Genomic DNA, 26,015 nt, shown 5'->3' on the forward strand with positions numbered 1-26,015 from the left:
CCCGCACATGGATCGTCTCGTCTACAAGATCGCACCGCGCGCATTGTGGGAAGCCGCCGAAGCGACCGGCGTGTTTGCCGGCGCATCCGTCGACTTCGAGGACGGGTTCATTCACCTTTCCTCGGCCGCGCAGGTGAGGGAAACGGCGCGGCTCTACTTCGCCGGACAGGGCGACCTTCTGCTGATCGGCGTCGGGACGGCAGCGCTCGGCGAAGCGTTGAAATGGGAGCCGTCGCGCGGCGGCGATCTCTTCCCGCACCTCTATGCGCCGCTGGAGTTCTCGGCCGTGGACTTCGTCGTCCCGCTGCCGCTCGGGCCGGACGGTGTCCACCAGTTTCCCGATCTGGAGACCGGCCGATGACGCTTTCCGAACTGATCGGCTCATCCAGCGCGGCCATGCTTCGGCGCTTCGATCCGGAAGTCTCCCACACGCTGGCCGTCACGGCCATGCGTCTCAACCTCGTGCCCGGCCTGCCGAAGGTGGTGGACGACCGGCTGGCCATCGGCTTCTTCGACATGCGGCTCGACCATCCGGTCGGGTTGGCTGCCGGTTTCGACAAGAACGCCGAGATCGCCGACACGCTGCTGAAGCAGGGCTTTTCCCATGTCGAGGTCGGCACGGTGACGCCACGGCCGCAGCCGGGAAATCCCAAGCCGCGCATCTTCCGCCTGCCCGAGGCGAACGCGGTGATCAATCGTTGCGGCTTCAACGGCAAGGGGCATGCCCACGCCCTGAAACAACTGGAGCGACGCGGCGGACGGCCCGGCGTCATTGGGGTCAACGTCGGCGCCAACAAGGACAGCGTCGACCGGGCAGCCGATTACGTGGCCGGCATCAAGGCGTTCGCCGGACTTGCCTCCTATTTCACCGTCAACATTTCCTCGCCCAACACGCCTGGCCTCCGCGACTTGCAGGCGAGCGCGGCGCTGTCCGACCTGATCGCCCGCGTCATCGAGGCGCGCGATGAAACGGCCGCCGCCGTCGGTCGGAAGACGCCGGTGCTGGTGAAGATCGCTCCCGACCTCGACGAGGCGGCGCTCGACGACATCGCCGCCGTCATCGCGGCGCGGGGGGCCGATGGCCTCGTCGTCTCCAACACCACGCTGTCGCGGAGCGGCGTGTTCGGTCCGACGGCGACCGAACCGGGCGGTCTTTCCGGCAAGCCGCTGTTCGAACGGTCGACGATCGTGCTCGCCAAGATGCGCGAACGGGTCGGACGCGCACTGCCGATCGTCGGCGTGGGCGGCGTGATGACCGGCGAGGATGCCTATCTGAAGATGGCCGCCGGCGCCAATCTGGTGCAGGTCTACACCGCGTTCATCTATGGCGGCGGCAATGCCGTCAACGCCATCACAACGGATCTGCTCGGCCGCATCGAACGAAGCGGCATCGGTTCGGCGCGCGCGCTCGCCGGCTCGGACAGCCGGGCCTGGGCCAGCCGGCCGATTCCAGCCTGAGTTCAGAGGGTGTTGAGAACGCCGCCATCGACGCGCAAGGCGGCGCCGGTGGTGGCCGACGCCTGCGGCGAGCAGGTATAGACCACCATGTTCGCCACCTCCTCGACGCTGGCCGCGCGCTGGATGATCGACGAGGAACGGTGAGCCATGACGAAGTCGGCGGCGACTTGCTCGACCGTCTTGCCGCTGCGCTTCACTTCGCCGGACAGCATGTCGGCGAACCCTTCCGATAGCGTCGGGCCGGGCAGCACCGAGTTGACCGTAACCCCTGTCCCGGCCATCCGCTTGGCCAGACCGCGAGCGAGCGACACCAGCGCCGTCTTGGAGACGCCATAGTGGACCATGTCCTCGGGGATGTTGAGGGCGGATTCCGAGGAGATGAACACCACCCTTCCCCAGTTCCGCTTCGCCATGCCCGGCAACCAGGCCCGCGACAGGCGGACGCCCGACATCACGTTGACATCGAAGTAGCGGGTCCATTCGTCGTCAGGCGTCTCGAAGAAATCGCGTGGGCCGAAGATGCCGAGATTGTTGACGAGGACGTCGCAATCGGGATGAGCAGCGACGATCGCCGCGCAGCCGTCCGCCGTGCCGAGATCGCCGGCATGGCCGATGAAGCGACCTTCCGGCACAGCCGCCTTGGCGGATGCGATCGCCTTGTCGACAGCCGCCTGGGTGCGGCCGTTGACGACGACGGTGGCGCCGCACTCGGCGAGGCCCTTGGCGATGGCAAGTCCGATGCCCGCCGTCGATCCGGTCACGATGGCGGCTTTGCCCGAAAGGTCGATCCTCATGTCTGTCTCCTCGGCGATTACTGGCCGGCTGCCCGGCGCAGTCCTTCGAGATTGGCGGCAATGCTGGCGCCAGCCTTGAAGACGGCGCTGCCGCTGACGATGATATCCGGCCGGAAGCCGGCGGCAATGCCGATGGTCGCCTCGGTGATGCCGCCATCGATGGCGATCAGCGGATCGGCGCCGGCCTCGGTGGCAAGCCGCCTCAGCCGCTCGATCTTGCGACCAAGCGCGGCGTCGGGCACGCCGCCGCTCCAGCCGGGATCGACGGCGAGCAACGTCACCATGTCGACCTCATGGAGGACGGGCACGAGAAGGTCGACCGACGTTGCCGGATTGAGCGCAACGGCACGCAACACGCGACGGCCCGGCTGTCCCGCCACATCCACATCGAGCATGGCGAGCGCCCGATGGAGGTGCACAAGCCCCTCGGGGTGAACGTGAACGATGTCGGCCCCGGCCTTCAGGACCGCCGGAATGATCGCGATCGGATCGGCCACCATCAGATGGACGTCCTTCAGCATCTTCGTCTTCGACGCCGCGACAAGTGGCGGCCCGGCGGTGAAAGCTGGACAGAAGACGCCATCCATGACGTCGAAATGCAGGAGCGCGGTGCCTGCCGCCTCAAGTTCGGCGATGGTCGCGCCATATGCCATGGCGTCGGCGGCCAGAAGGCCGACGCTGAGGGAGGGCGTGGCATGGCGCAGGAACGTCTTCAGCGAATCGCGCGTCGCAAGATCATCGGGAGTGGGGAGCATGGCGGCCTCGTCAGTCGCGCGGCATGACGCCGACGAACACCTTGTGGCTGCGCGGCCCGGTCATGATGTCCTCGAGCTCGGCCTTCACCTTGAGATAGTGCGGCGTGGTCTTGTGGAACTTCACTGCCGCCTCGTCGACGAACGCCTCGTAGATGGTGAAGCGGGTGGGCTCCGCCGGATCCTGCAACACGTCGAAGCGGCGGCAGCCGGGCTCGGCAATGGTGCCCTCACGGTTGGCGGCGAAGACGCGCAGGAAATCATCGATCCGTTCGGGCTTGACGTTGATCTCGACGAGCGTGACGTGCATGGAGGGACCTCCGGATTGAGTGCAAGAAAAGGATGGCCGGCCGCCGATGGATGGCGGCCGGCTCTCCGAAATCCCGCGCGGCCTCAATGGGGGGATGGCCGACGGGGGAGAAGCGGACGGCAGACGGGAGGGACCGCCGTCTCGCAGAGTTGGGATCGACCCGATCAGAAGTCGAAGTTGTCGATGTTGTCCTTGGTGAACACCTGACGCTCCGGCAGCAGGATGATGCCGTTGTCGTCGGCTTCATAGCTGTAACCCTGGACGCTGTTCGGGCTGACTTCGACGGTGCCGATCTCGGGAATGTCGAGCTTGTCGCCGACCTTCATGGCGCCGTTCTTGATGAGGTGATCGGCAACATAGATCGAGATGGCGCCCTGCTTGGTGACGTCCCAGAGGCCGAAGGCCTTGACGGTGTCACGCTTGACGTAGGGGCGCATCACGTTCGGCGTCGAGAAGCCGACGATGGTCACCTGACCGGCGCGGCCGACGTTCTCGGCAGCCTGGGCGGCGGCCGGAAGCGCGTTGGCGTCGGGGGCGATGATGATGTCGACGTCCTTGTAGGCCTTCAGGATGCTCTCGCCGGTCTGCAGCGACTTCTGGGCATCGTTATATCCATACTGGGTGGTGACGACCTCCCAGCCCGGCTTGTCCTTGGCGATGATCGCCTTGGCCTGCTCGACCCACTGGTTCTGGTCGGTCACGGTCGGGCTGGAATAGAAGAAGGCGACCTTCGCCTTCTCGGCCGGGTGCTGCTCGGACGCCATGTCGACCAGGAGCTTGCCGAGCTGGGCCGGCGTGCCCTGGTTGACATAGTAGCTGCGGCACTCGGGATTGACGTCGCTATCCCAGGTCAGAACCTTGATGCCACGCTGCATGGCGCGCTTCAGCGCCGGGCAGAGACCGTCGGGCGACACGGCGGAGACGACGATGGCGTTGAAGCCCTGGTTGGCGAAGGTGTTGATATACTGCACCTGGCCTGACACCGACGGTTCGGTCGGGCCGTCATAGGTCACTTCGACGCCGAGCTTCTTGCCGGCTTCGACGGCGCCCTTGCCGCCGGAGGTGAAGAAGCCGACGCCCACCAGCTTCGGGATGAAGGCGATGCGGGTGCTGTCGGCGGCGACCGAAGGACCGGCGAAGGTCGCAGCGGCGGTCACGGCAAGCGCGAGGGAAACGGTACCGAATTTCATTGTACTCTCCTTCCAAGACATGGCCCCCGAGGCTGAACACCCCGCTTTTCCGGGCCCTCCTCCTCAAACGTCAGACCGTCATTCGGCCGCAACGTTTCTCAAGACGCGACGATGCTGGAACCAGACGCGTCCCATTTCCGAGAGGCTGCGCAAGGCAACCACGATGACCAACAGACCACCCGACAGGGCGCTCGAGACGTGGCTCGACACGCCAACCAGTTGAAGACCGGTTTGCAGATAGCCGACCAGCAGAGCGGCCAGCGCCGTACCCAGGATGGTGCCCGAACCGCCGTAGATCGACGTGCCGCCGAGCACGACGGCGGTGATCGCCGGCATCAGGGCCGTCGTGCCGAAGTCCGAACGGGCGGAGCCGAAGTAGGACGCCAGGATCAGGCCGGACAGCGCCGCCATCAGACTGGTCAGGGCGTAGGCAACCACCAGCGTGCGGAACACAGGCGTGCCGGCATAGGCAGCGGCGCGCGGGTTCTGGCCGATCAGGTAGACATAGCGGCCGAAGCGGGTGCGATGCAGCAGCGCCATGAAGCCGGCGGTCAGCGCAAGGAACAGGGCGAAAGGCAGCGGCAGACCGAGAACCTCGAGATTGGCGAGGTTGACGAAGGCCGGATCGAAGTTGCTGATGCCTTCATAGCCCGTCGCACCGGCGAGCCCCGACAGGACCAGCGCGGCTCCACCGAACAGGAAGCCGGTGCCGAGCGTGATCACCAACGGATTGACCTTGGACAGGTGAATGGCGACGGCATTGAAGATGCCGCCGAGCGTGCCGACCCCGAGCGCGGCCACGGCCGCCACCCAGATGTCCACACCACCCACCCAGAGGATGCCCAGGGTGATGGCCGAGAGGCCCATCACCGAGCCGAGCGACAGGTCGATGCCACCGGTGATGATGACCAGCGTCAGCGCCAGCGCCGTGATGCCGACGTGGATGAAGTCGGAGGTGGCGTAGAGCAGCATCGACGGCTGCAGGAACACCGGGTTGATGGCGCCGAATAACAGGATCTCGGCGATCAGGAGCAGTGCGAGCACGCTCTCCCAGCGCTTGAGGGCAGGATGAAGCTTCATTTGCGCGCCTCCGAGGTCTCAAGCGTCGTCTTGAGCGGCCGCGTCGCGGCCTTGGCGGCGTCGCCGTGCTGGCCGGCCGCCTGCGGATCGATGAACTTGCGGTACTTCTGGTAGCGGAGGAGACGATCGACGGCCTCGCGGATCTTGCCGTCGGTGATCAGAACCACCAGCAGGATGGCGCCGGCGATGATGTCGTTCCAGTAGGCCTCAAGGCGCAGCAGCACGAGAACGCTGTCGATCGAGGTCATGAAGTAGGCGCCGAGCGCCGCGCCGAGCACGGTCCCCGTGCCCCCCAGGAGACTGACGCCACCGAGCACGCTCGATGCGATGGCCCGCATCTCCATGCCGGTGCCGGCGGTGTTGGGAATGAAGCCGATCTGAGAGGCGAAGATGACGCCGGCCAGCGCGGCCAGGAGGCCGTTGAGACCGTAGGCGACGATCTGCACCTCGTTGACGCGGATACCGATGAGGCGAGCGCCCTCGCGGTTGTCACCGACGGCGAACATGGAGCGGCCGAAGGCGGTGTAGCGCAGGCAGAGATGGGCGACGATCAGCAGGACCAGCACCAGCCAGGCCACCGGCGACAGGCCGAGCGAACCGGCCTTGGTCAGCGCCTTGAAATTCTCCGGCAGGCCTTCGATCCAGCTGCCACCGGAGAGGAGATACACAAAGCCGCGATAGAGGCCCAGTGTGCCGAGCGTGGCGACGATCGCCGACACCTTCAGCCACGACACCAGTACGCCGTTGAACAGGCCGCAGAGGAGACCGACCAGAAGCGCGACGCCGATGGAAGCGGGAAGCCCCCAGCCGGCATTCATCAAGAGGCCGGCAACCACCGCCGCAAGCCCCATGATCGAACCGACGGACACGTCGAGGCCGTGCGTCGCCATCACCATGGTGGCGCCGATCGCCAGGACGAACAGGATGAGGCTGTTGCCGTAAACGAGGAGCACCGTATCCAGGGACAGGTAGCTGTGATCGACGAGGCCGAGGACCGCGAACAGGAAGACGATGATCAGCGCGACCGAAGCTTCGCGGTGGCGCTGCAGGAAGCGGATGATCATTGCGCAGCGTCCAATTTGGCGCCGACCCCGAAGGAGAGGCGGGCAATGGCATTGATGGTGATGTCGGAGCCTTCGAGCAGGCCGCCCGGATAACCGTGGTTCATCACCAGTACGCGGTGACTGAGGCGCTCGATCTCCTCGTGGTCGGAGGAGATCAGGAGGATGGCGAGCCCTTCGCCGGCCAGCCGGTCGATCAGCCGGTAGATGTCGGCGCGCACGGCCACGTCGACGCCGCGCGTCGGCTCGTCGAGGATCAGGACGCGCGGGCCGGCGGCAAGGCACTTGGCAAGCAGCACCTTCTGCTGGTTGCCGCCCGACAGCGTGCGAACCGGCTGGTCGGCATTGGCGCAGACGATGCCCAGAAGCTTGACCTGCTCGGAGAAATCGACCCGTTCCCTGGCCAGCGGCAGCCACTCCCGGCCCCGGTGCAACACCAGTGCCGACGCATTCCAGACGAGCGGCGCGTTGACGAACAGGCCGGAGACCTGACGGTCCTCGGGCAGGTAGACGACGCCGGCATCGAGGCTCTGGCGTGGCCCATGGCCGGACAACGGCTTGCCGTCGACGAGAATGCGGCCACGAGCGGCGGGGCGAATGCCGTAAATGGTTTCGGCAAGCTCGGTACGGCCGGAGCCGACGACGCCGGCAAGCCCGAGGATCTCGCCCGAATGCAGCGAGAAGGTCACGTCGGCAAAGCCTTCGCCGGCAAGCCCCTCGACGAGCAACCGTTCAGGCCCGCGCTCGGCGGGAGCTGCGACACGACCGAGCGTGAAGCCCTCCTTGCCCTCGACATGGGTCATCGCCGCGACGATCTCGGCGTCGGTGAACGACTTCGGCGGACCGGCCAGCACGACCTGGCCGTCACGCAGGATGGAGACGATGTCGGCTATCTCGCGGATCTCGCCGAGCTTGTGGGAGATGAAGAAGATGCCGACGCCCTGGGCCGTGAGCGCGCGGATGCGCTCGAACAGCTTGCCCACCTCGCGCGGCGTCAGGGCCGAGGTCGGTTCGTCGAGAATGAGGATGCGGGCGTCGCGGATGAGACCGCGCAGAATTTCGACCATTTGCTGGTCGGCAACCTCGAGCTGCCCGGCCTGGGTGGACAGCGTCATGCCGGCGCCGATCTCGGAGATCATGGTCTCGAGGCGCGCGCGCAGTTCCTTGCGATTGCCGGGAACGTGCATCAGCACGTTCTCCTCGACCGAAAGGCTCGGGAACAGCATCGGTTCCTGCGGGACCAGATGGATGCCCGCCTGCCGGGCGGTGACCGGCGTCATGGCCGAGGCATCTTCGCCGCAAACCAGGAGTTCGCCCCGGTCGACGCGATGCAGACCGGCGATCATCTTCATCAGCGTCGACTTGCCGGCACCATTGCCGCCGAGCAGCGCATGCACTTCGCCCGGACGAAGCGTCAGGTCGACACCTCGCAGCACGGCGATCGAGCCGAAGAATTTCCAGATTTGCCTGGCTTCGACCAGCGGCGGCGGCTGGTCGGACGGCGAGGTTCCCGCCATATTGACAGTCTCCCAACATTATTCTTGGAAGCGCGGGGGTTGCCCGCGTTTCGGCGCCCTCCTCCGGGCGATCCGCCGGACCTCCCCTTGAGGAGCCCGGCGGCACGGTTCGCGAACTTCCTGTGGCTCAGGCCGCCTTGGCCTTGCCGGCCTTGTAGATGTCGTAGGCCTTGTCGACGCTCTCGCCGTCGTGCACCACGGCCCGCACGGCCGAGATCATCGCCACGGGGCAATCGGACTGGAAGATGTTGCGGCCCATGTCGACGCCGGCAGCGCCCTGATCGATGGCGCGCCAGGCCATCTCGAGCGCGTCGCGCTCGGGCAGCTTCTTGCCTCCGGCGATGACGATCGGAACCGGGCAACCGGCCACGACCTTCTCGAAGCCGTCGTCGATATAGTAGGACTTGACGATGTGCGCGCCGAGTTCCGCGCAGATGCGGGTCGCGAGACCGAAATAGCGGGCGTCGCGTGCCATGTCCTTGCCGACGCCGGTCACCGCCATGGTCGGAATGCCGTAGCGATTGCCGGTGTCGATCAGCTTGACGAGGTTGGCGAGCGACTGGTGCTCGTACTCGGCGCCGACGTAGACGTTGGTGGTGATCGCCGAGGCGTTGAGACGGATGGCGTCCTCGATGTCGACCGCCACCAGCTCGCGCGACAGTTCGGTCAGAACGCTCATGCCGCCCGAGCAACGCAGAACCACCGGTTTGCGGCTGTCGGCCGGCATGGTCTGACGCAGGCCGCCGCGCGTACACATCAGCACGTCCGTGTAGGGAACGAGCGGGCGAATGGTGAGATCAAGCCGCTCCAGACCGGTAGCCGGCCCCTGGAAATAGCCATGGTCAAAGGCCAGCATGACGGTGCGACCGCTGTTGGGCTGGAAGATACGCGCCAGGCGGTCCTGCATGCCCCAATCGAGCGAGACGGAACCACGCACAGGGAACGCCTTGACCTCCACCGGCTGATCCAATCCGAAATCCTTGCCTTCTCTCACGTCGTCCAAATCGGCCATGGGGTCCTCCAATGGGCGGCGGGGTCTGCAACCAGCAGCACCAGTCGTTCAAATGAACACCGCCTTATCAATTGCACACCGGACTATCCGCCGAGCGGCCCATATCGTCAACCCAGATTCTGCACATAAGTGATAACGACAGCCAAACGAACCACCCTGCAAACTTGAGGCAATACGACGTCATTCTTGCAAGCTATTGATTTATAACAATTTCGAAAAATCTGACAATTGGCGCTATGCGACTTAATGATGATCAAGAACATCACGTCTTGCGCTTATGTGCGCATCGTGATCATATGATCGTCACCAACGGTGCTCGGGACCTCTGGCGGGAGCACCCGTGCAAATGTCACGAAGGTGAATAACGTGAACGAAGCTTATGACGAGCTGGCATTCGAGCCGCACGAGGAAGAGCTGCTGAGCCGCGTGGCATGGCATTACTATCATGACGGCCTGACGCAGAGCGAAATCGGCGAGCGGCTCAACCTGTCGCGCATCAAGGTGTCGCGCATGCTCGACCGCGGCCGGAAGATGGGGCTCATTCACGTCCACATCAATTCGAGCTATGGCGGCTGCTTCGCCCTAGAGGCCCGCCTCCAGGAGCTTTACGGCCTCGATGAGGCGCGCGTCATTCCCGCGCAGGAGACGGGCAACATCAACGACCGGTTGGCCGAAGCGGCCAGCCAGTACCTGATGGGCCGCCTCAAGGACCAGGAAATGCTGGCCGTCGGCTGGGGCGCCACGGTCATGGGCACGCTGCAGCGGCTCGCCCGCACGCTCTCCTACAAGGATATCTCCCTGGTCAGCCTGACCGGCGGCGTCTCCGCCTACATCGAGGGCGTTGCCTCGGGTCGATCGTCGCAGAACGTCCACCTCATTCCGGCGCCCCTCGTCGTGTCGCAGGAGAGTATCGCCGAGGCGATCCGGGCCGAACGGCACGTCGTCGAGGTGATGAGCATGGCCCGCACCGCCAACTATGCCCTGGTCGGCATCGGCGCAGTTGCCGACGAGGCGACGCTGATCGCCTCCGGCTACGCCAGCCGGTCCCAGTTCGAGATCTTCCGTCGTCAGGGCGCGGTCGGCGACATCATCGGCATTTTCTACGACCAGAACGGCGCACCGCTCGACCTTCCCTTCCACAAGATGCTGGTCGGCCTCGATTTCGACGCCCTGTCGGCCATTCCGCAGGTCATCGCTGCCGCCGGTGGTTCCAAGAAAGTGGATGCCATCCGAGCCGCCGCACGCGGCGGCCGCATCAACGTGCTGATCACCGACGAGCCGACCGCCGAAGCCATCCTTGAGAAAGACCCAGCATGATCCTCCCGCACGTTCTCGCCATCGATGCCGGCACCGGCAGCGGCCGCGCCGTGATCTTCGACAAGGCCGGCCGACAGGTCGCCGTCGCACAGGAAGAATGGACGCATCTCAGCGATCCCCGTTACCCCGGATCGATGGAGTTCGACTGCGCCGCCAACTGGGCGCTGCTTGCCGGCTGCGTACGCCGCGCGCTCGCAGCCGCCAACCTGCCGGCGTCGGCCATCCGAGCCGTCAGCGCCACCTCGATGCGTGAAGGCATCGTGTTGTGGGACCGCGACGGGCGCGAGCTCTGGGCCTGCGCCAACGTCGACTCGCGCGCGTCCGACGAGACCAAGGCCCTCAAGGCCGCCATGCCGGACTTCGAGCGAGACGCCTATGCCGTGACCGGGCAGACGTTCGCGCTCGGCGCCATTCCGCGCCTCAAGTGGATCGAACGCCACCTACCGGACGTTTATGCCCGCACGGCACGCATGTGCATGCTGTCCGACTGGATCGTTGCCCGCCTCTCGGGCGAGATCGCCTGCGATCCCTCGAACGGCGGCACCAGCGGCCTGCTTGCCCTCGACAGTCGCACCTGGGATGCCGATATCGCCCGCCGCGCCGGCATCGATCCCGCCATCCTGCCGCCCGTCCATGAGACGGGTACCGCCATCGGCCGCGTGACGGCAGCCGCCGCAGCCGACACGGGCCTCGCCGTGGGAACGCCGGTGGTGGTCGGCGGCGGCGACGTGCAGCTTGGCGCGCTCGGCCTCGGCGTCGGTCGCGCTGGCGAAGCGGCCGTGCTGGGTGGCACGTTCTGGCAGGAAGTGGTCAACATGCCCAGGCCGACGGCCGATCCGGCCATGCGGGTGCGCGTCAATCCGCATGTCGTGCCGGGTCTCAGCCAGGCCGAGGGCATCGCCTTCATGGTCGGCATGACCACCCGCTGGTTCCGCGATGCCTTCTGCGACGAGGAGAAGCGCATCGCTGCCGAACGAGGCATCGACGTCTACGCGCTCCTTGAGGAGAAATCGGCCGCCGTGGCGCCCGGCGCCAATGGCATTCTTCCGATCTTCTCGGACGTGATGAACTGCGGCGCCTGGTACCACGCCGCGCCGTCGCTTCTGAACCTGTCGCTTGACGCCAGCGTTTGCGGCAAGCCCCAGATCTTCCGCGCCATCCAGGAGAACGCCGCGATCGTCGCGTCGGAGAATCTCCAGCTTGCGGCGAACCTCGCAGGCGTGACGCTGACCGATCTGGTTTTCGCCGGGGGCGCCTCCAAGGGCGCTCTCTGGGGCCAGATCCTGTCCGACGTGACCGGCCTGCCTGTGAAAGTGCCGGAGGTGACCGAGGCGACGGCGCTGGCCGCGGGCCTCGCCGCCTGGGTCGGCATCGGCGAATACGCATCACTGCCGGAAGCGGCCGACGCCGTGGTTCGCTGGCGTCGTCGCTACGAGCCGGATGCCAGTCGTCATTCTTTCTACCGGGAGGTCGCCGAGCGTTGGCGCGAAGCTTATGCCGCCCAACGCCGCCTCGTCGACGCCGGCATCACCCGGTCGATGTGGAAGGCCCCCGGCCTCTGACGCCTGCCGCAACGAAGCGGCAGCACCGACTTTCAATTGCAAGCAAGAACCGCCGTCCGGACGGGGACAGCGGCGGAGGAACAATGTTCAAAACAAAAGAAGACGAGCACGAATATCGCTTCGGCGATCATGGCCCCAAATACCTGCTGCGTGGTCCGCGCGTCGACATCGGCGTCGTCACACTGCTGCCGGGCCAGCATTTCAACACGCACAAGCATCAGCACATCGAGGAAAACTTCCTGACGATCGCCGGTGAGGTTCACATGTACGTCGACGGCGAGCTGCATGTGCTCGGGGTCGGCGACTTCCTGCGTTGCGAGCCCGGCGAGGGGCATCACGTCGTCAATCGTGGCGACACGCCGTGGAAGGCGGTCTTCGTCAAGGCGCCCTACGACCCCAAGGACAGCGTCCCGATCGCCTGGTCGCCCGAAGACTAGTCGTCAACTCGCCCTGCCACGGCATCCGCGGCAAGTGCCGCCACGGCGATGGCAAGTGCCGCACCGAGGAGGCCAACCGGCCCCAGGGGGAGCAGCAAGAGCACGCACCCCGCCGCGGCGGCCGCGATGCGCGGGGCTACGCCGCGAAGGCCGAGGCCGTACCGGAACAGGGCTGTTCCGGCGAAGTAGAGGACGAGCCCGAGACCGAGCCAGAAGGACAAGTTGGCATCTCCGCTCTCAGCCCCGAAATGTTCCTTGAGCCCGACCGACAGGCAAAGCACGCCGCCGATCATCACCAGGAAGGCGAACCAGTAGGCGATCAGCGCCGCCCGGCCACGTTCGGCCGGGGTCAGATCGGATAGTCGTCGCTCGGCCCGCCGATCGTCACCGGCAAAATAGGCGGACCACAACGCAATGATGATGGCCAGCGACAGGCCCGCCTCGATCAGGCCCGTCACCATGCCGCCGGCAGAGAGCGAGATGCCGATCGAGATGACGCTCTCCCCGAACACGATGAGAAGCAGCAGGCCATGCCGCTCGACAAAATGGTCGGGAGCGAGCGTGAAGGCGCGCGCCGTGTAGAACAGCGCCATGCCGACCAGGATGATGATCACCAACGCCTGAGCCATGCTGCCCGCAAGCCCCGGCAGATAGCCGGATATGCCCAACAGGAGCGCGGTGCCGACGTTGACGACGCCGAAGCGCAAGGTCGGGCCGACAAGGCCGCCAAGCGTTGCGAAGGCCAGGGTATGAACCGCCACGACGAACAGCGCGCCCCCGCCAACAACGGCGGTGCTGTGCTCGTGGAGGCCAGGAATGCCGATCGCGAGAAAGAACGTGCCGGCCATGGCGACCAGCATGACCGCCGTCAGGGCTCGATGCGAAGCGATGTGGCTCGCCAGCCAGACATAGCCGCCGTACATCCACCAGAGGAACGTCAGCACCGACAGGGCGCCGACAAGATCGGCCGGCGTGTGCGCCGCCTTCAAGAGGTGGGTGATCTGGGTAATCGCAAAGACGAAAGTGAGGTCGAAGAGAAGTTCGACCGTCGCCGCGCGACGTTCGCCCGCCCCCTGCGCTGCTGAAATCATCGAGGCCCCCGCCCGAAAGAAGCTGAAATGTACGTCGACAACAATGATTGGAAGAGTAGTCGATTTAGGGGGTCGCGCAACCAGCGACGGCGAGGCGCGGAACATTCCCGTCGACGAACGGTTTAGGCGGGACATATCCGCAGTAAGGAGACGTTCCATGCCCCGTGGAGATAAATCCGCCTATACCGAAAAGCAGAAGCGCAAGGCCGAACATATCGAGGAAGGCTACGAGTCACGCGGCGTTTCCGAAGATGAAGCGGAGCGGCGTGCCTGGGCGACCGTGAACAAGGAAAGCGGTGGCGGCAACAAGTCCGGTTCCGGACGCGGCCGCCCGGACACCACCGTTTCCTCCGAGAAAGGGGGACGGAAAGGCGGCGCCGCCTCGGCCTCCCGCTCGAAGGAAGAGCGATCCGCCTCGGCCAAGAAGGCGGCCGCCTCTCGATCGCGGGAAGATCGTTCGGCATCGGCCAAAAAGGCCGCCGCGACGCGCAAGCGCAACAAGGAACGAGCCGCCTGACGTCCGGCGCTGGAGCGACTGAAGGATCGAACCCTCTCGCCGAGTTCCGGCATATCGATAGCGGCGAGTGCGCTTGGCTGGCCCTTAGCCACTAGCCGAGTGGGTCAACCCGGGCAAAGTGACCTAGCTTGTCGAGGACTCTCGACGCACAAGTATACGTACCATTCCGCACCATGTTTTCGCCCCTTTGGGGCTAAATCGATTTCTAATCATTTAGATTCCACTTTACCGCGCTCAGGACTCGAAGTGCAATTTCACTAGTCTTTCCATAGGTATAATCCGATATTGCCCGCCACCGGATAATTTCTAGAGTTCTTCTGTCAAGTTTGATGGAAGGAAAGAAAAATGCGTGGCTTCGCAATGCTGGGTATCGGTCGGACCGGGTGGATCGAGAAGGAGACGCCCAAATGCGGACCGATGGACGCAATCTGCCGCCCAATTGCGCTAGCCCCTTGCACGTCGGATACGCACACCGTCTGGGAAGGAGCGCTGGGAGACCGCCACAATCTCATTCTTGGTCATGAAGCGGTCGGTGAAGTGGTCGAGGTCGGATCGCTGGTGAAGAGCTTCAAGCCAGGGGACAAGGTGCTTGTTCCGGCGATCACCCCGGATTGGAACTCGCTTGAGGCGCAGGCTGGCTATTCGATGCACTCCGGCGGAATGCTGGGGGGATGGAAGTTCTCGAACAGCAAGGATGGCGTCTTCGCCGAGTTCTTCCACGTCAATGACCCGGACGGCAACCTGGCCCATCTCCCCGAAGGCATCGAGCCGGCGGTCGGGACGTTGCTCGCCGACATGATGCCGACAGGCTTCCACGGCGTCGAACTGGCGGACGTGAAGTTCGGCGACAGCGTCGCGGTGATCGGAATCGGGCCGGTTGGCCTGATGAGCGTGGCCGCGGCAGCCATCGGCGGCGCCTCTCGCATTTTCGCCGTCGGCTCCCGCCAAAGAACCATGGACATCGCCATTGAGTATGGCGCCACCGACTGCATCAACTACCGGGATGGCGACATTGGCGAGCAGATTCTTGAGAAAACCGCCGGAAAGGGCGTCGACAAGGTAATCGTAGCCGGCGGCGACGTCGACTCGTTCATCCCGGCGACCAACATGATGAAGCCGGGCGGCACGATCGGCAACGTCAACTACCTTGGCTCCGGTGACTATATCAAACTACCGCGCTCCGGCTGCGGTTGTGGCATGGGTCACAAGAACTTCCGAGGCGGTTTGATGCCCGGCGGGCGGCTTAGGATGGAAAAGCTCGCCGCGCTGATCACGTCGGGCCGCATCGATCCAAGCAAGCTCATCACCCACAGGTATGAGGGGTTGGAGCACGCCGAAACGGCGCTGATGCTGATGAAGGACAAGCCGGCCGATCTGATCAAGCCGGTCGTCACCATCAACTGGTAGTGCAAGCATAACCTTAGGCACCGGAGGCCATCCGCTACATTGCGGGTGGCTTCTCGCGGCACGCCGGCAACGCACACCACAACAAAAACGACCAACCTTTAAAGCCGAGGCGATGGGCTGGAGCAAAGCCGCAGGATCGCGAGGGCAAGAGTCGTAGCCAGGTCGCCGAAAGGCGAGTGACACGGCAGTGACACGAGTGACACGGCAGCGAAAACTAAAGCTTTAAAATATTGATTTTATTGGAGAAATTGGAGCGGGTGAAGGGAATCGAACCCTCGTATTCAGCTTGGGAAGCTGCTGCTCTACCATTGAGCTACACCCGCGACGCGCCCTAGATCGCAGTCTCGCCCGGCGCTGTCAAGAGGCGCTTTGGGGGCGGAAATGCTTGGAGAGCTTCAGCCCCTGGGCCTGATAGTTCGACCCCATGCCCTGCCCATAGAGCGTGGCCGGCACCTCGACCATACGCTCGTAGACGAGGCGGCCGATGGTCTGCCCATGATCGAGAATGAACGGCACGTCGTGGCTTCGCACCTCGAGCACCGCGCGAGCACCCTTGCCACCGGCCGGCGCATGCCCGAAGCCGGGGTCGAAGAAACCGGCATAGTGAACGCGGAACTCGCCGACCAAGGGATCGATCGCCACCATTTCGGCGGCCGTTTCGGGCGGCACCTGCACGGCCTCGCGCGAGACGAGGATGTAGAACTCATCCGGATCGAGAATCAGCGACGTACGGCCGCGCGCCTTGATCGGCTCCCAGAAGTCGTCGATCTCCTGCGCCGCCTTGACGTCGACGTCGAGAACACTGGTATGCCGGCGGGCACGATAGCCGATCAGCGCGCCCTCTCCCGCTCCGGCAAGGTCGATGGACAGGGTCAGGCCATGCTCGAAGCGCGGCTCCCGGTCGACCAGGGGAAAGCGGGCATGAAGCGACGCCAGCGCCGCATCATCGAGACGCGCGTCGCCACGGCGGAAGCGAACCTGGCTGAGGCGCGAGCCCGTCCGGACCTTGATCGGGAAGGTGCGGGGCGAAATTTCGACCCACAGCCGCCCGTGATAACCGGCGGCGATCTGGTCGAAGGCGACGCCACGATCGGTGATGAGGCGGGTGAAGACATCGATGCGGCCGGTCGAACTCTTGGGGTTGGCCGAAGCGGACACCGCATCAGGCAGGGCGAGGGACTCCAGAACCGGAACGAGATAGACGCCGCCAGTCTCCAGAACCGCGCCGGCACTGAGATCGAGTTCGTGCAGGGCGAGATAGTCGAGCTTGTCCTCGACCGTGGAGCCGCCGCCCGGCAGAAAGCTAGCCCGAAGCCGGTAGGCGACCGGCCCCAGGCGCAGATCGAGACTGGCCGGCTGGATCTGGTCGGCATCCAGCGGTCGTGTCGACGCGATGGCGCCAGCGTCGAACAGGTCGCGGATGCGATGGGCAGGAAGAATGCCGGCGATCTCGGTCATGGGCGTGCAAAGCGTCCGGAAAGCAACATACGAGGCCGACGCAGGAAGGCGCGGCCGGACTTTTCGAAGCTCTAGCCTGTTTTGATGTCTATGGAAACTCGAAGAGGTATGGGAAGCGAAGAATGGCGCTCAGATGCCGACGGCGGGAGCCATTGCCCAGTCGCTCGGAACCGTCTCGGCATGCATGCTCTTGCGGTAGAACCGAACCCGCCCCTTGCCGCCCTGCTTGGCAGCGTAGAGCGCGGCATCGGCCTTGTGCAACAGGGCCGCGACATTGAGGCCATGCTCCGGCGCCAAGGCAATGCCGATGCTGACCCCGACGACCAGGGGACGCCCGTTGTAGTGATAGGGGCTGCTCAACGCAGCCAGCATAGCTTCTGCCCGCTCCTCGACCAGTTGGCGATCGTTCATCGGAATGACCATCACGAACTCGTCGCCGCCGAGCCGGGCCACGGTATCCTCCGTCCGGCAGAACTCGCTCAGCCGGCGCGCCACCCCCACCAGCACGGCATCGCCAGCGGCATGACCGGCGCTGTCGTTGACGTCCTTGAAGCCATCGAGATCGAGGTAGAATACCGCCGCCCTTGCCTCCTCACCGCGCTTCGCCGCGAGCAGGTGCTTCATGCGATCGAGCAGAAGCAACCGGTTGGGCAGACCGGTGAGCGGATCGTGCAATGCCTTTTCCTCGCTGTCGCTGATCAGCCGGACGGCACGGCGCGCAAAGAGCAGTACCACGGCGGTAAGGACGAGATAGGCCGCGAAGACCAACACGAGTCCCGGTCCGATGGCCTTGATGATTTGATCGCCGGGCAGGATGGGGTCCCAGACCAAGGCATCGGACATGGTTCCGTCCTGGCCCATCAGACGCAGGCGGCCGGGGCCGTCGCTCGTCTGGCCGAAGCCCGGTTCGAAGCTGAGGTTGGGCAGCATGAAGGTCTCGGAGAGGTGCCTGAGGCTGGCACGGTCGACGCGCCGGCCGATCGCCAGGACATAGCCGTTGTCGGCCAGCTCGTTCCGGTCCGCGATCTTGTGGATGCCGGTGACCGCGAACAGCACCGGCGTACCGTCCACCGCCATGAGCTGAGTGACGGTATCGCTGATGTGGCCGGCCCGCCAGCGCGCGATCAGCTGCCCGAAGGTAGGGGGCAGAACGCTGCGCGCCTCCACCGCCACGTCCCGGCCGCCGATACGAGAAAACAGCGTACGGTCGTCAGGATCGAGAACGAACAGGAAGGCGTCGGCCTGTTCCGCCGTCAAATGTTCGGCGAGCCAACCGGCATCGAAGGCGTCGATGACATGGGTCGCCGTCTCGTCCCGGCCAGCCATGCCGGACGCCATCTCGGACAGTTCGTCTGCGAAATAGCGCAGCGCGTTCTTCGCCGTGCGGTGCTGGAACTCCGTCGACAGGTAGTTTTGCTTGGACGACAGCATGAGCACGCCGGCAATGGCGCCAGCGAGCAGAATGGCAATCAGGCCGAACATCGGCAGGATCACACGCAAAAGAAATCGGCGATCAAGGCTGGCCGTCGGGTTCATCGGACCTCCGGAAACGCGGTCGCATGAACAATATCTTGAGCCCCATCAACCAATAATCAGTGGAGGTACGAGAATTATCTCGGTATGACAAACACGACCTTACGGGAATGAGCAGTTTCGCCGTGGCCGTTTGCGGCTTGCGGCGGCGCTGCGGCCGACTCTGCAACGCACCGCATCGGTTGCCGGCTTGACCTTTGTCCACGCATCCCATAGCGTTACAGGGATCGTGGTTCTTTGAGCCGACCGGCTTGCCGCCACGTTAAACAAGGCTGCTAAAAGGTCGGGACGGACATGTCGATTGTTGACACCCGGCTCGCCTCTGCGCAGCCGGGTTTGTTTTTTTCCGGTCTCCGATATCGAAGGACGAAGACATGACCAAGGTCAACTGGCATCCCGACACTGCCCTCGTGCATGGTGGCAGCCTGCGCTCGCAATGGGGCGAGACGTCCGAGTCGATGTTCGTGACGCAGGGCTTCGTCTATGACAGCGCCGAGCAGGCGGAAGCGCGCTTTCTCAATCTCGATCCGGGCTTCCAGTACAGCCGCTTCTCCAACCCCACGGTCGCCATGTTCGAAGAGCGCATGGCCCTGCTCGAAGGCGCCCCGGTGGCGCGGGCCACGGCGACCGGCATGGCGGCGGTGACGGCGGCCATCCTGTCGCAGGTTTCGGCCGGCGACCACATCGTCGCGGCGCGGGCGCTGTTCGGGTCCTGTCGCTACATCGTCGAAGACCTGGCGCCGCGCTTCGGCATTGCCTGTACGCTGGTCGACGGTCGCGACCTTGACCAGTGGCGGGCAGCGGTGCGGCCCAACACGCGCGTCTTCTTCTTCGAAAGCCCGACCAACCCGACGCTGGAGGTGGTCGATATCGCCGCCGTGGCCGAGATCGCCCACGCGGCCGGCGCGCGCCTCGTCGTCGACAACGTCTTCGCCACCGCGCTCTATCAGAAGCCGCTCGAACTCGGTGCCGACGTGGTGGCCTATTCGGCCACCAAGCACATCGACGGCCAGGGCCGCTGCATGGGCGGCGTCGTCCTGTGCGACGAGGAGTTCCTCGAGAAGTACCTGCAGGTGTTCCTGCGCCAGACCGGCCCGACCATGAGCCCGTTCAATGCCTGGGTGATGCTGAAGGCCCTCGAAACCTTCTCGCTCCGCGTAAGCCGACAGGCCGAGAGCGCCGCGAAGATCGCCGCCTTCCTTGAGGGACACCCCAAGATCGAACAGGTGATCTATCCGGGTTCGGCGAGCCACCCCCAGGCCGACATCTGCCGCAAGCAGATGACCGGCGGCTCGACCATGATCGCCATCGAGGTGAAGGGTGGCCGCGAAGGTGCCTTCGCCGCCGTGAACAAGCTGGGCATCATCAAGATTTCCAACAATCTCGGCGACGCCAAGAGCCTGATCACCCACCCTTCGACGACGACGCACCAGCGCTTCACCGAAGAGGTGCGGCAGGAACTCGGCATCCGCCAGGGTCTGTTGCGCCTGTCGGTCGGCCTCGAACATGCCGACGACCTGATCGCCGATCTGGAACAGGCGCTCGGCTGATCGTTCGATAATAACGCCTCCGAAACGAGTTCGGTGTAGACAGGGCGCATGCCGATCGACATGCGCCCCGCTCAGGCCCTCAGACTTTGGCACGATGTCTCGCTCGCCACCGTGCGCGAGAACGGCGCCGACCTGTCGCCGCGCCAGATCACCGTGCTGCTCACCGTCTATCTCGAGCCGCCGCCGCACACGGTGCGCGGCCTCGCCGAAAAGCTCGGCGTCACCAAACCGGCGATCACGCGTGCGCTCGACACCATGGGCGAACTGAAGCTTCTGGGCCGCAAGCGCGACGAGACCGACAGGCGCAACGTCATCGTTCATCGCACGGTGGAAGGGGCGCTGTTCCTCGAACGCCTTGCCGATATCATCGTGGACAAAGCCAGGGAGCTGCCGCGTTGACCACCGACCGCCGCACCACGTTCGCCCGCCCCGACCTCGCCGACGCCGCGCTTGCCGGTCACGTGGCGGCCGAGCGATATGCCGAGCCACGGCCGGCCCGGATCATTTCGCCGATCGCCGGTCTCCGGCGCGAGCCGCGCTTCGATTGCCCGCTCGACAGCGAGGCGATCCATGGCGAGGCGATCAACGTGCTCGATGTCGACGGCGAAGGCTGGGCCTTTGTCCGGATCGGGCGAGACGGCTATGTCGGTTACATGCCGGCCGAGGCAGTGTCCTTCTCGACGCCCGAGCCGACGCATGCAGTGTCGCAGGTGCGCTCCTTCGCCTTCTCGGGGTCCGACCTCAAGCTGCCCGTCGCCTACACGCTGGTTCAGGGGGCGCTCGTCACGGTCACGGGCGAAGTTGAGCGACGCAACCTCGTTTACGCGCTGCTCTCCGACGGTACGGCCACGGTGATGAAGCACCTCCGGCCGGTCGGATCGCCGCCGGCCGGCGATTTCGTCGCCGTTGCCGCCACCTATGTCGGCACGCCCTATCTCTGGGGCGGTTCGTCGAGCCTCGGCATCGACTGCTCGGGGCTCGTCCAGCGCGCCCTCGCCGAAACCGGCGTCGCCGCTCCCCGCGACACCGACCAGCAGGAGACCGGCGCCGGCGAGCCGGTCGACTGGAATGGCGATCCCGACGCGCTCGAGCGCGGCGATCTCGTGTTCTGGAAGGGGCATGTCGGCATCGTCGCGGGTCCGGACCAGCTGCTGCACGCCAACGGCTTTCACATGGCAACGGTGATGGAGCCGCTCGGCGGCGCCATTGCCCGCATCGCCTCTGGCGGTGTGCCGGTGACGAGCGTACGACGGCTTGCCGGCTACCGCGCCAAGGCGTGACGGGAACGGGTCGGAGCCCCCGTAGATCCGAGGACCGGCAGCCGAGGCTTCCGCCAAACCACAAGTTCGGCTAGCCTCGTGGGACTTTCATTTTCGCAGCCGCCGAGTGTGTCGAAGATGCGCCTATCAAAAACCTTGGTTGCTGCAAGCCTGGGTCTGCTGTTCTGCCTCGCCGGCCCGTTTGTCTCGGAACTCCGCGCCGCCGACGCCGACTATCCCCGGCTTGTGCCTCTCGGGACGGGGGCCACCGCCGGCGCGAGCCCGCCATCCATTCGCTTCGTGACCTCCGACGACTTCCCGCCGTTCAACTTCGTCGACGGTTCGGGCCTCATCACCGGTTTCAACGTCGAGGTCGCGAGAGCGATCTGCGCGCGCCTTACCATTCCCTGTACCGTTCAGGTCCGGCCGTTTCCTCTTCTTCTCGAGGCGGTGCGCGAGAACAAGGCAGACGCCATCGCCGCGGGCGTCGCCGATACGCCGGCCCTGCGCCGCCATCTGGCCTACTCCGTTCCCTACTTCAGGGAGCCGGCGCGCTTCGTCCGCCGCTGGCCGGCACTGGTGGAGCCATCGCCGCGCTCGCTGGCCGGCAAATCGGTGGGCGTCATCGCCGGCAGCCGTTATGCCGATTTCATCGGCGACTTTTTCCCTACCTCCAAGCTTCGTCCCGCGACCACCGAGGCCGAGCTGTTCTCGCTCCTCAAGAGCGGCGAGGTGGATGCCGTCTTCGCCGGTGCCGTCGGCGCGTCCTTCTGGCTGGCCGGTCCGGTCGCCAAGGGCTGCTGCGCTTTTTCCGGCGGCGCCTACACCGAGCCGGCCTATTTCGGCGACGGCATGAAGATCGCCGTCGCCGCCGACAACACCGCGCTCAAGGCCAGCATCGACGGTGCGCTGCGCGCCCTCGACGCCGACGGCACGCTGGCCGATCTCGCCTTGCGCTTCTTCCCCGAAAGCCTTTACTGACGCCGAGCCGCGAACCGGGATGCATCATGTTTACCGCCGTCAGCCATGAGATCGTCGTCAGCGTGGAGCCGAGTTATCTCCCTGGAGAGTCCGAGCCCGACGAGCACCGCTATGTCTGGTCATACCGGGTGGTCATCGCCAATCATGGCCGGCGCGCCGTGCAGCTCGTGACGCGCTTCTGGGAGATCACCGACGCCAACGGCCTGCGCCGCACGGTGACCGGGCCGGGCGTCGTCGGGCAGCAACCGATCATCGAACCGGGCGAGGCCTTCGAGTACACGAGCGGCTGCCCGCTATCGACGCCGAGCGGCATCATGTCCGGCAGCTATCGAATGGTCGACGATCGCGGCACCACGCTCGACGTCGTCATTCCGGCCTTCTCGCTCGACAGCCCGGCGGCGGTGCGTACCCTCAACTAGTATCCGCCCCGGCTTCCGCTCGGCACCCGTTTCCGAGATGCTTCATGTTGCGCGGGTGGGTCGGCTGCCGTCGAACCGCGCCTGAGGTCACTTCAAGATTGCCCGCATCTGGTCACCTCCAACGGCTGGACAAGATCGGTTGCCGCGCCTATCTGTCGGCAACTCCCTCACCGGAAAGCCGGAGCGTTGTTCCCATGTCCGACCGTTTCGCGCGCCTGTTCGGCGACAGCCCGGCCCGCCTTCTTCTGAGGCTTGTCATCCTCTCGTTGGTCGTCGGCGTCGTGCTCGCCGCGCTCGGCATAGAGCCCTACGACATCGTCACGTCGGCGCTTCGCTTCGTCGACCGCATCTGGTCGATGGGCTTCGATGCCGTCGACCGTGTCTGGCGTTACTTCCTGCTTGGCGCCGTGGTGGTGATCCCGGTCTGGCTGGTGCTGAGACTGCTCAATATCGGCCGCAACCGTTTCTGACGGACGGTCGCAAGCACCCGGCCGGCGGTGAGAGCCGGCCCACTGAAAGCGAATGACACGATGATTCTGCCTTCCGACCCGCCCTTCGGCTTCGACTGGTCCAGCCACAACACCTACTCGACCAACGTTCTTCATCGTCATTCCGAGCAACGCACCGACGAAGCGCTGGTGCAACGCCATCTTGCCGACCCGCACCGCCGGTTGATGATGCTGTTCGGCGACCGCGTCCTCGTGAAGTCGGGCCGCCTCGACTTCGAGGGCAACGCCGCCTCCGCCCTGTTCCAGGAAACGGAGACGCAGATTTTCCTTGGCCTCGACGCCGAGGGGCGCCCGTGGTTTGCCGGCGAGTTCAAGACCGAACCGGAGCTGGAGCCCGGCGAAACCCTTGTCGATCTCCGCAGCCTTGCCCGTGATGCCGTGGTCGGAGCCGACGGTTTTGGCCCCGTGGCACAGGCGCGGGCAACGCTGTTCTGGCACCAGCGCCACCGTTTCTGCGGCGTCTGCGGCGCACCGACGGTGAGCATTGCTGCCGGCTACCAGCGCACCTGCACCGGTTGCGGCACCCAGCACTTCCCGCGAACCGATCCAGTGGTGATCATGCTGATCCAGAACGGCGACGACCGGGTGCTGCTCGGCCGGACGCCCCGCTTCGAGGCCGGCATGTATACCTGCCTTGCCGGCTTCATGGAGCCGGGAGAGACGGTCGAGGACGCCGTGCGCCGCGAAGTGAAGGAAGAATCCGGCATCGACGTCGGCCCAGTCCGCTATCATGCCAGCCAGCCGTGGCCGTTTCCGGCCAACCTGATGCTGGGCTGCTATGGCGAGGCGATCTCCACCGACATCGTGGTGGACAAGGCAGAGATGGACGACTGCCGCTGGTTCACGCGCGACGAGGTCAAGGCGATGCTGGCGACCACCGAGGTCGGCAAGCTTCACTGCCCGCCGAGACTGGCGGTCGCCCGCCACCTGATCGAGGTGTGGGCGGACCTCAAGTAGCGATCACTCGCCGGGCCGGAGTCCGAGATGGGCCGCCGGCTCGCGGATCTTGTCGCGGAAGGGGCTGGCGGGATAGCTGCCGAACACCTTGACCTCACGGCTGAAGAACTCGAGCTCCTCCAGGGCGAACTTCACCGCCGGGTCGTCGGGATGTCCTTCGACGTCGGCGTAGAACTGCGTCGCGAAGAACTGGCCTTCGAGCTGGTAGCTCTCCAGCTTCGTCATGTTGATGCCGTTCGTGGAGAAACCGCCCAAGGCCTTGTAGAGCGCGGCCGGAATGTTGCGGACTCGGAAGATGAACGTGGTCACCGTCGGCGTGCCATAGGGCGGAGCAGCGCGCGGACGCGGCGACAGGATGATGAAACGCGTCGTGTTGTGGAGCGTGTCCTCGCAGTCGGCCTTCAGCACGTCGAGACCGTAGATGTCGGCGGCAAGCGACGAGGCGATGGCGGCGCGCGTGGGGTCGCCCCCCTCGGCGATCTCGCGGGCCGAACCGGCGGTGTCGGCGCCGACGATCGGCGTGATGCCGAGCGAGCGCAGCGTTTGCCGGCACTGACCGAGCGCCTGTACGTGGCTCTGCGCCGTCCGGACGTTCTCAAGGCGCGCGCCTTTGACGCCAAGGAGCTGGTGGTGAACCGGCAGGAAATGCTCGCCGATGATATGGACGTCGGCGTGCGGCAGGATGTGATGAATGTCGGCGACCCGGCCGGCGGTCGAGTTCTCGATCGGAATCATGCCGAGGTGACCGGCGCCGGATGCGAGCGCGGCGAAGCAGTCCTCGAAGGTCGGACAGGCGATCGCCTCGCAATCGGGATAGACTTCAAGAGCGGCAAGATGGGAATTGGCGCCCGGCTCGCCCTGGAACACGACCTTAAGCTTCTCCGACATCGTTCTCTTCCGCTTTTTCATAAGGCGGAAAGCGGCATAGCAGCCGCGCCGAAGCAATTCCAGCGAAAGTGGACATGGGGTCCACCTTCGGACTGCGCCGTGAGATCGGAAGGGGCGTTTCCTGCCTCACCGGAAACGCCACGGCCTCATCATCTCTTGAGAGAGGCGCCGATGATCGCCCTGGCCCGGTCGAGATCGTGCGGGGTGTCGACGCCCAGCGGCACGTCATCGACGATGGCCGCGTCGATGCGCATGCCCGCCTCGAGAAGGCGGAGCTGCTCCAGCCTCTCGCGCTTCTCGAGCGTCGACGGCGGCAGCGTCACGAAACGGGCGAGCGCCGCGCGGCGATAGGCGTAGAGGCCGATATGGTGATAAAGCGGCCCGTCGCCATAAGGCGCCGTGGCGCGGCTGAAATAGAGCGCCCGGAGGCGACGCTCGGCCACCGGCGAGCCGATCACCTTGACCACGTTGGGGTCGACCTTCTCCTCGTCGCGAACGATCTCGGCGGTCAGCGTGGCAACGTCGACCACAGGATCGAGAAGCGGATCGAAGCAAGCGCGAACGGCGGCCGGTGCGATGGTCGGCAGGTCGCCCTGCACGTTGACGATCACCTCGACCCTTCCCTCGGGATCGGCCTTGGAAAGCGCTTCGAAGATCCGGTCCGAACCGCTCGGATGGTCGGGGCGCGTCAGCACCGCTCGTCCGCCGGCCGCTTCGATGACCGCTTTGATGGAGGGATGATCGCAGGCGACGACCACCTCGCCGATGCCGGCCTCGACGGCACGCCGCCAGACGTGGACGATCATCGCCTCGCCATGGATATCGGCGAGCGGTTTGTCCGGCAGGCGCGTCGATCCGAGGCGCGAGGGAATGATCACCAAGACGTTCGGCTTCACTTCGGACACGTGCAATCCTCCGGCAGGGCGGCGAAAAGGCGTCGGCCGACGCACTTTCGA

The 26,015-nt window shown here is 65.3% G+C and carries 27 protein-coding genes, 1 tRNA gene and 1 riboswitch; of the genes, 14 read left to right on the forward strand and 14 right to left on the reverse strand.

Features of this window, described 5'->3' with window-relative positions; all coding sequences use genetic code 11:
* Nucleotides 1-7: 7 nt before the first annotated feature.
* Both QQZ18_RS14060 and QQZ18_RS14065 read left to right on the forward strand, forming a co-directional pair.
* Nucleotides 8-361, forward strand: coding sequence for a DUF952 domain-containing protein (locus QQZ18_RS14060; RefSeq protein WP_284541545.1), 354 nt, complete (start codon nucleotides 8-10; stop codon nucleotides 359-361).
* On the forward strand, nucleotides 358-1,458 hold the full coding sequence (locus QQZ18_RS14065) for a quinone-dependent dihydroorotate dehydrogenase (protein ID WP_284541546.1): 1,101 nt from the start codon (nucleotides 358-360) through the stop codon (nucleotides 1,456-1,458). Before QQZ18_RS14060 ends, QQZ18_RS14065 begins: the two co-directional genes overlap by 4 nt.
* A gap of 2 nt (nucleotides 1,459-1,460) precedes the next feature.
* On the opposite strand, the gene QQZ18_RS14070 is transcribed toward QQZ18_RS14065, so the two are convergent.
* The 8 genes from QQZ18_RS14070 to lsrF form a co-directional block, all read right to left on the reverse strand.
* Nucleotides 1,461-2,252, reverse strand: a complete 792-nt coding sequence (locus QQZ18_RS14070) for an SDR family NAD(P)-dependent oxidoreductase (protein WP_284541547.1) — start codon at nucleotides 2,250-2,252, stop codon at nucleotides 1,461-1,463.
* Between the two features lie 17 nt (nucleotides 2,253-2,269).
* Nucleotides 2,270-3,007: a ribulose-phosphate 3-epimerase gene (locus tag QQZ18_RS14075; RefSeq protein ID WP_284541548.1), complete on the reverse strand. Its 738-nt coding sequence runs from the start codon at nucleotides 3,005-3,007 to the stop codon at nucleotides 2,270-2,272.
* Between the two features lie 10 nt (nucleotides 3,008-3,017).
* Nucleotides 3,018-3,314, reverse strand: a complete 297-nt coding sequence (locus QQZ18_RS14080) for an antibiotic biosynthesis monooxygenase (RefSeq protein WP_284541549.1) — start codon at nucleotides 3,312-3,314, stop codon at nucleotides 3,018-3,020.
* Nucleotides 3,315-3,478: 164 nt separating this feature from the next.
* On the reverse strand, nucleotides 3,479-4,504 hold the full coding sequence (gene lsrB / locus QQZ18_RS14085; RefSeq protein WP_284541550.1) for an autoinducer 2 ABC transporter substrate-binding protein LsrB: 1,026 nt from the start codon (nucleotides 4,502-4,504) through the stop codon (nucleotides 3,479-3,481).
* 78 nt (nucleotides 4,505-4,582) lie between these two features.
* Complete coding sequence (locus QQZ18_RS14090; RefSeq protein ID WP_284541551.1) at nucleotides 4,583-5,584, reverse strand: ABC transporter permease subunit; 1,002 nt, start codon at nucleotides 5,582-5,584, stop codon at nucleotides 4,583-4,585.
* Nucleotides 5,581-6,648: an autoinducer 2 ABC transporter permease LsrC gene (gene lsrC, locus QQZ18_RS14095; RefSeq protein WP_284541552.1), complete on the reverse strand. Its 1,068-nt coding sequence runs from the start codon at nucleotides 6,646-6,648 to the stop codon at nucleotides 5,581-5,583. The genes QQZ18_RS14090 and lsrC overlap by 4 nt, the downstream gene beginning before the upstream one ends.
* On the reverse strand, nucleotides 6,645-8,162 hold the full coding sequence (gene lsrA / locus QQZ18_RS14100; RefSeq protein WP_284541553.1) for an autoinducer 2 ABC transporter ATP-binding protein LsrA: 1,518 nt from the start codon (nucleotides 8,160-8,162) through the stop codon (nucleotides 6,645-6,647). Before lsrA ends, lsrC begins: the two co-directional genes overlap by 4 nt.
* Before the next feature lie 127 nt (nucleotides 8,163-8,289).
* On the reverse strand, nucleotides 8,290-9,174 hold the full coding sequence (gene lsrF, locus QQZ18_RS14105; protein ID WP_284541554.1) for a 3-hydroxy-5-phosphonooxypentane-2,4-dione thiolase: 885 nt from the start codon (nucleotides 9,172-9,174) through the stop codon (nucleotides 8,290-8,292).
* A gap of 366 nt (nucleotides 9,175-9,540) precedes the next feature.
* Between lsrF and QQZ18_RS14110 the strand changes: the two genes are divergently transcribed.
* The 3 genes from QQZ18_RS14110 (at nucleotide 9,541) to QQZ18_RS14120 (ending at nucleotide 12,490) form a co-directional block, all read left to right on the forward strand.
* Nucleotides 9,541-10,491, forward strand: coding sequence for a sugar-binding domain-containing protein (locus QQZ18_RS14110; RefSeq protein ID WP_284541555.1), 951 nt, complete (start codon nucleotides 9,541-9,543; stop codon nucleotides 10,489-10,491).
* Nucleotides 10,488-12,053, forward strand: a complete 1,566-nt coding sequence (gene lsrK, locus QQZ18_RS14115) for an autoinducer-2 kinase (protein WP_284541556.1) — start codon at nucleotides 10,488-10,490, stop codon at nucleotides 12,051-12,053. Before QQZ18_RS14110 ends, lsrK begins: the two co-directional genes overlap by 4 nt.
* An 83-nt stretch (nucleotides 12,054-12,136) precedes the next feature.
* Nucleotides 12,137-12,490 carry a cupin domain-containing protein gene (locus tag QQZ18_RS14120; protein WP_284541557.1) on the forward strand — a complete coding sequence of 118 codons (354 nt, stop codon included), beginning with the start codon at nucleotides 12,137-12,139 and terminating at the stop codon, nucleotides 12,488-12,490.
* Here QQZ18_RS14120 and QQZ18_RS14125 read toward each other — a convergent pair.
* Complete coding sequence (locus QQZ18_RS14125) at nucleotides 12,487-13,581, reverse strand: low temperature requirement protein A (protein ID WP_284541558.1); 1,095 nt, start codon at nucleotides 13,579-13,581, stop codon at nucleotides 12,487-12,489. The genes QQZ18_RS14120 and QQZ18_RS14125 overlap by 4 nt on opposite strands.
* A gap of 157 nt (nucleotides 13,582-13,738) precedes the next feature.
* Here QQZ18_RS14125 and QQZ18_RS14130 point away from each other — a divergent pair, with 157 nt between their 5' ends.
* On the forward strand, nucleotides 13,739-14,098 hold the full coding sequence (locus QQZ18_RS14130; RefSeq protein WP_284541559.1) for a plasmid stabilization protein: 360 nt from the start codon (nucleotides 13,739-13,741) through the stop codon (nucleotides 14,096-14,098).
* 345 nt (nucleotides 14,099-14,443) lie between these two features.
* Nucleotides 14,444-15,505: an NAD(P)-dependent alcohol dehydrogenase gene (locus QQZ18_RS14135; protein WP_284541560.1), complete on the forward strand. Its 1,062-nt coding sequence runs from the start codon at nucleotides 14,444-14,446 to the stop codon at nucleotides 15,503-15,505.
* Between the two features lie 249 nt (nucleotides 15,506-15,754).
* Here the strand turns inward: QQZ18_RS14135 and QQZ18_RS14140 are convergent.
* The 3 genes from QQZ18_RS14140 to QQZ18_RS14150 all read right to left on the reverse strand — a co-directional run bounded on the left by QQZ18_RS14140 (nucleotide 15,755) and on the right by QQZ18_RS14150 (nucleotide 18,499).
* Nucleotides 15,755-15,828 (reverse strand) — tRNA-Gly (locus QQZ18_RS14140).
* Nucleotides 15,829-15,862: 34 nt separating this feature from the next.
* Nucleotides 15,863-16,963, reverse strand: a complete 1,101-nt coding sequence (locus QQZ18_RS14145; protein ID WP_284541561.1) for a 2'-deoxycytidine 5'-triphosphate deaminase — start codon at nucleotides 16,961-16,963, stop codon at nucleotides 15,863-15,865.
* Nucleotides 16,964-17,092: 129 nt separating this feature from the next.
* Nucleotides 17,093-18,499, reverse strand: a complete 1,407-nt coding sequence (locus QQZ18_RS14150) for a diguanylate cyclase domain-containing protein (protein WP_284541562.1) — start codon at nucleotides 18,497-18,499, stop codon at nucleotides 17,093-17,095.
* 216 nt (nucleotides 18,500-18,715) lie between these two features.
* Nucleotides 18,716-18,795: riboswitch (SAM riboswitch) on the forward strand.
* Nucleotides 18,796-18,870: 75 nt separating this feature from the next.
* Between QQZ18_RS14150 and QQZ18_RS14155 the strand changes: the two genes are divergently transcribed.
* From QQZ18_RS14155 to nudC, 7 genes are all read left to right on the forward strand, one after another.
* A complete protein-coding gene (locus QQZ18_RS14155; protein WP_284541563.1) occupies nucleotides 18,871-20,046 on the forward strand; it encodes an O-succinylhomoserine sulfhydrylase in 1,176 nt (391 codons plus the stop codon).
* 48 nt (nucleotides 20,047-20,094) lie between these two features.
* Nucleotides 20,095-20,445 (forward strand): MarR family transcriptional regulator, encoded by a 351-nt coding sequence (locus tag QQZ18_RS14160; RefSeq protein ID WP_284541564.1) that lies wholly within the window; start codon nucleotides 20,095-20,097, stop codon nucleotides 20,443-20,445.
* On the forward strand, nucleotides 20,442-21,326 hold the full coding sequence (locus QQZ18_RS14165) for a C40 family peptidase (protein ID WP_284541565.1): 885 nt from the start codon (nucleotides 20,442-20,444) through the stop codon (nucleotides 21,324-21,326). The genes QQZ18_RS14160 and QQZ18_RS14165 overlap by 4 nt, the downstream gene beginning before the upstream one ends.
* A 117-nt stretch (nucleotides 21,327-21,443) precedes the next feature.
* The gene (locus QQZ18_RS14170) at nucleotides 21,444-22,286 is read left to right on the forward strand and encodes a transporter substrate-binding domain-containing protein (RefSeq protein WP_284541566.1); all 843 of its coding nucleotides are present in this window, start codon (nucleotides 21,444-21,446) and stop codon (nucleotides 22,284-22,286) included.
* A gap of 26 nt (nucleotides 22,287-22,312) precedes the next feature.
* Nucleotides 22,313-22,705 (forward strand): Co2+/Mg2+ efflux protein ApaG, encoded by a 393-nt coding sequence (gene apaG, locus QQZ18_RS14175; protein ID WP_284541567.1) that lies wholly within the window; start codon nucleotides 22,313-22,315, stop codon nucleotides 22,703-22,705.
* A gap of 194 nt (nucleotides 22,706-22,899) precedes the next feature.
* The gene (locus QQZ18_RS14180) at nucleotides 22,900-23,175 is read left to right on the forward strand and encodes a DUF6460 domain-containing protein (RefSeq protein ID WP_284541568.1); all 276 of its coding nucleotides are present in this window, start codon (nucleotides 22,900-22,902) and stop codon (nucleotides 23,173-23,175) included.
* Between the two features lie 60 nt (nucleotides 23,176-23,235).
* Nucleotides 23,236-24,171: an NAD(+) diphosphatase gene (gene nudC, locus QQZ18_RS14185; RefSeq protein WP_284541569.1), complete on the forward strand. Its 936-nt coding sequence runs from the start codon at nucleotides 23,236-23,238 to the stop codon at nucleotides 24,169-24,171.
* Nucleotides 24,172-24,174: 3 nt separating this feature from the next.
* Here the strand turns inward: nudC and QQZ18_RS14190 are convergent, their stop codons facing one another.
* Both QQZ18_RS14190 and QQZ18_RS14195 read right to left on the reverse strand, forming a co-directional pair.
* Nucleotides 24,175-25,059: a prephenate dehydratase gene (locus tag QQZ18_RS14190; RefSeq protein WP_284541570.1), complete on the reverse strand. Its 885-nt coding sequence runs from the start codon at nucleotides 25,057-25,059 to the stop codon at nucleotides 24,175-24,177.
* Nucleotides 25,060-25,208: 149 nt separating this feature from the next.
* Nucleotides 25,209-25,964 (reverse strand): 3-deoxy-manno-octulosonate cytidylyltransferase, encoded by a 756-nt coding sequence (locus QQZ18_RS14195; protein WP_446728650.1) that lies wholly within the window; start codon nucleotides 25,962-25,964, stop codon nucleotides 25,209-25,211.
* Nucleotides 25,965-26,015 lie beyond the last annotated feature (51 nt).

Origin of the sequence: Pleomorphomonas sp. T1.2MG-36 (assembly GCF_950100655.1) — a bacterium.
In the GTDB taxonomy this organism is placed as follows: domain Bacteria; phylum Pseudomonadota; class Alphaproteobacteria; order Rhizobiales; family Pleomorphomonadaceae; genus Pleomorphomonas.

What these genes read in the sequence shown, in the direction of transcription:
- QQZ18_RS14060 (WP_284541545.1), top strand. Translation starts at nt 8, where the DNA reads ATGGATCGTCTCGTCTACAAGATCGCACCGCGCGCATTGTGGGAAGCC.
- QQZ18_RS14065 (WP_284541546.1), top strand. Translation starts at nt 358, where the DNA reads ATGACGCTTTCCGAACTGATCGGCTCATCCAGCGCGGCCATGCTTCGG.
- QQZ18_RS14070 (WP_284541547.1), bottom strand. Translation starts at nt 2,252, where the DNA reads ATGAGGATCGACCTTTCGGGCAAAGCCGCCATCGTGACCGGATCGACG.
- QQZ18_RS14075 (WP_284541548.1), bottom strand. Translation starts at nt 3,007, where the DNA reads ATGCTCCCCACTCCCGATGATCTTGCGACGCGCGATTCGCTGAAGACG.
- QQZ18_RS14080 (WP_284541549.1), bottom strand. Translation starts at nt 3,314, where the DNA reads ATGCACGTCACGCTCGTCGAGATCAACGTCAAGCCCGAACGGATCGAT.
- lsrB (WP_284541550.1), bottom strand. Translation starts at nt 4,504, where the DNA reads ATGAAATTCGGTACCGTTTCCCTCGCGCTTGCCGTGACCGCCGCTGCG.
- QQZ18_RS14090 (WP_284541551.1), bottom strand. Translation starts at nt 5,584, where the DNA reads ATGAAGCTTCATCCTGCCCTCAAGCGCTGGGAGAGCGTGCTCGCACTG.
- lsrC (WP_284541552.1), bottom strand. Translation starts at nt 6,648, where the DNA reads ATGATCATCCGCTTCCTGCAGCGCCACCGCGAAGCTTCGGTCGCGCTG.
- lsrA (WP_284541553.1), bottom strand. Translation starts at nt 8,162, where the DNA reads ATGGCGGGAACCTCGCCGTCCGACCAGCCGCCGCCGCTGGTCGAAGCC.
- lsrF (WP_284541554.1), bottom strand. Translation starts at nt 9,174, where the DNA reads ATGGCCGATTTGGACGACGTGAGAGAAGGCAAGGATTTCGGATTGGAT.
- lsrK (WP_284541556.1), top strand. Translation starts at nt 10,488, where the DNA reads ATGATCCTCCCGCACGTTCTCGCCATCGATGCCGGCACCGGCAGCGGC.
- QQZ18_RS14120 (WP_284541557.1), top strand. Translation starts at nt 12,137, where the DNA reads ATGTTCAAAACAAAAGAAGACGAGCACGAATATCGCTTCGGCGATCAT.
- QQZ18_RS14125 (WP_284541558.1), bottom strand. Translation starts at nt 13,581, where the DNA reads ATGATTTCAGCAGCGCAGGGGGCGGGCGAACGTCGCGCGGCGACGGTC.
- QQZ18_RS14130 (WP_284541559.1), top strand. Translation starts at nt 13,739, where the DNA reads ATGCCCCGTGGAGATAAATCCGCCTATACCGAAAAGCAGAAGCGCAAG.
- QQZ18_RS14135 (WP_284541560.1), top strand. Translation starts at nt 14,444, where the DNA reads ATGCGTGGCTTCGCAATGCTGGGTATCGGTCGGACCGGGTGGATCGAG.
- QQZ18_RS14145 (WP_284541561.1), bottom strand. Translation starts at nt 16,963, where the DNA reads ATGACCGAGATCGCCGGCATTCTTCCTGCCCATCGCATCCGCGACCTG.
- QQZ18_RS14150 (WP_284541562.1), bottom strand. Translation starts at nt 18,499, where the DNA reads ATGAACCCGACGGCCAGCCTTGATCGCCGATTTCTTTTGCGTGTGATC.
- QQZ18_RS14155 (WP_284541563.1), top strand. Translation starts at nt 18,871, where the DNA reads ATGACCAAGGTCAACTGGCATCCCGACACTGCCCTCGTGCATGGTGGC.
- QQZ18_RS14160 (WP_284541564.1), top strand. Translation starts at nt 20,095, where the DNA reads ATGCCGATCGACATGCGCCCCGCTCAGGCCCTCAGACTTTGGCACGAT.
- QQZ18_RS14170 (WP_284541566.1), top strand. Translation starts at nt 21,444, where the DNA reads ATGCGCCTATCAAAAACCTTGGTTGCTGCAAGCCTGGGTCTGCTGTTC.
- apaG (WP_284541567.1), top strand. Translation starts at nt 22,313, where the DNA reads ATGTTTACCGCCGTCAGCCATGAGATCGTCGTCAGCGTGGAGCCGAGT.
- QQZ18_RS14180 (WP_284541568.1), top strand. Translation starts at nt 22,900, where the DNA reads ATGTCCGACCGTTTCGCGCGCCTGTTCGGCGACAGCCCGGCCCGCCTT.
- nudC (WP_284541569.1), top strand. Translation starts at nt 23,236, where the DNA reads ATGATTCTGCCTTCCGACCCGCCCTTCGGCTTCGACTGGTCCAGCCAC.
- QQZ18_RS14190 (WP_284541570.1), bottom strand. Translation starts at nt 25,059, where the DNA reads ATGTCGGAGAAGCTTAAGGTCGTGTTCCAGGGCGAGCCGGGCGCCAAT.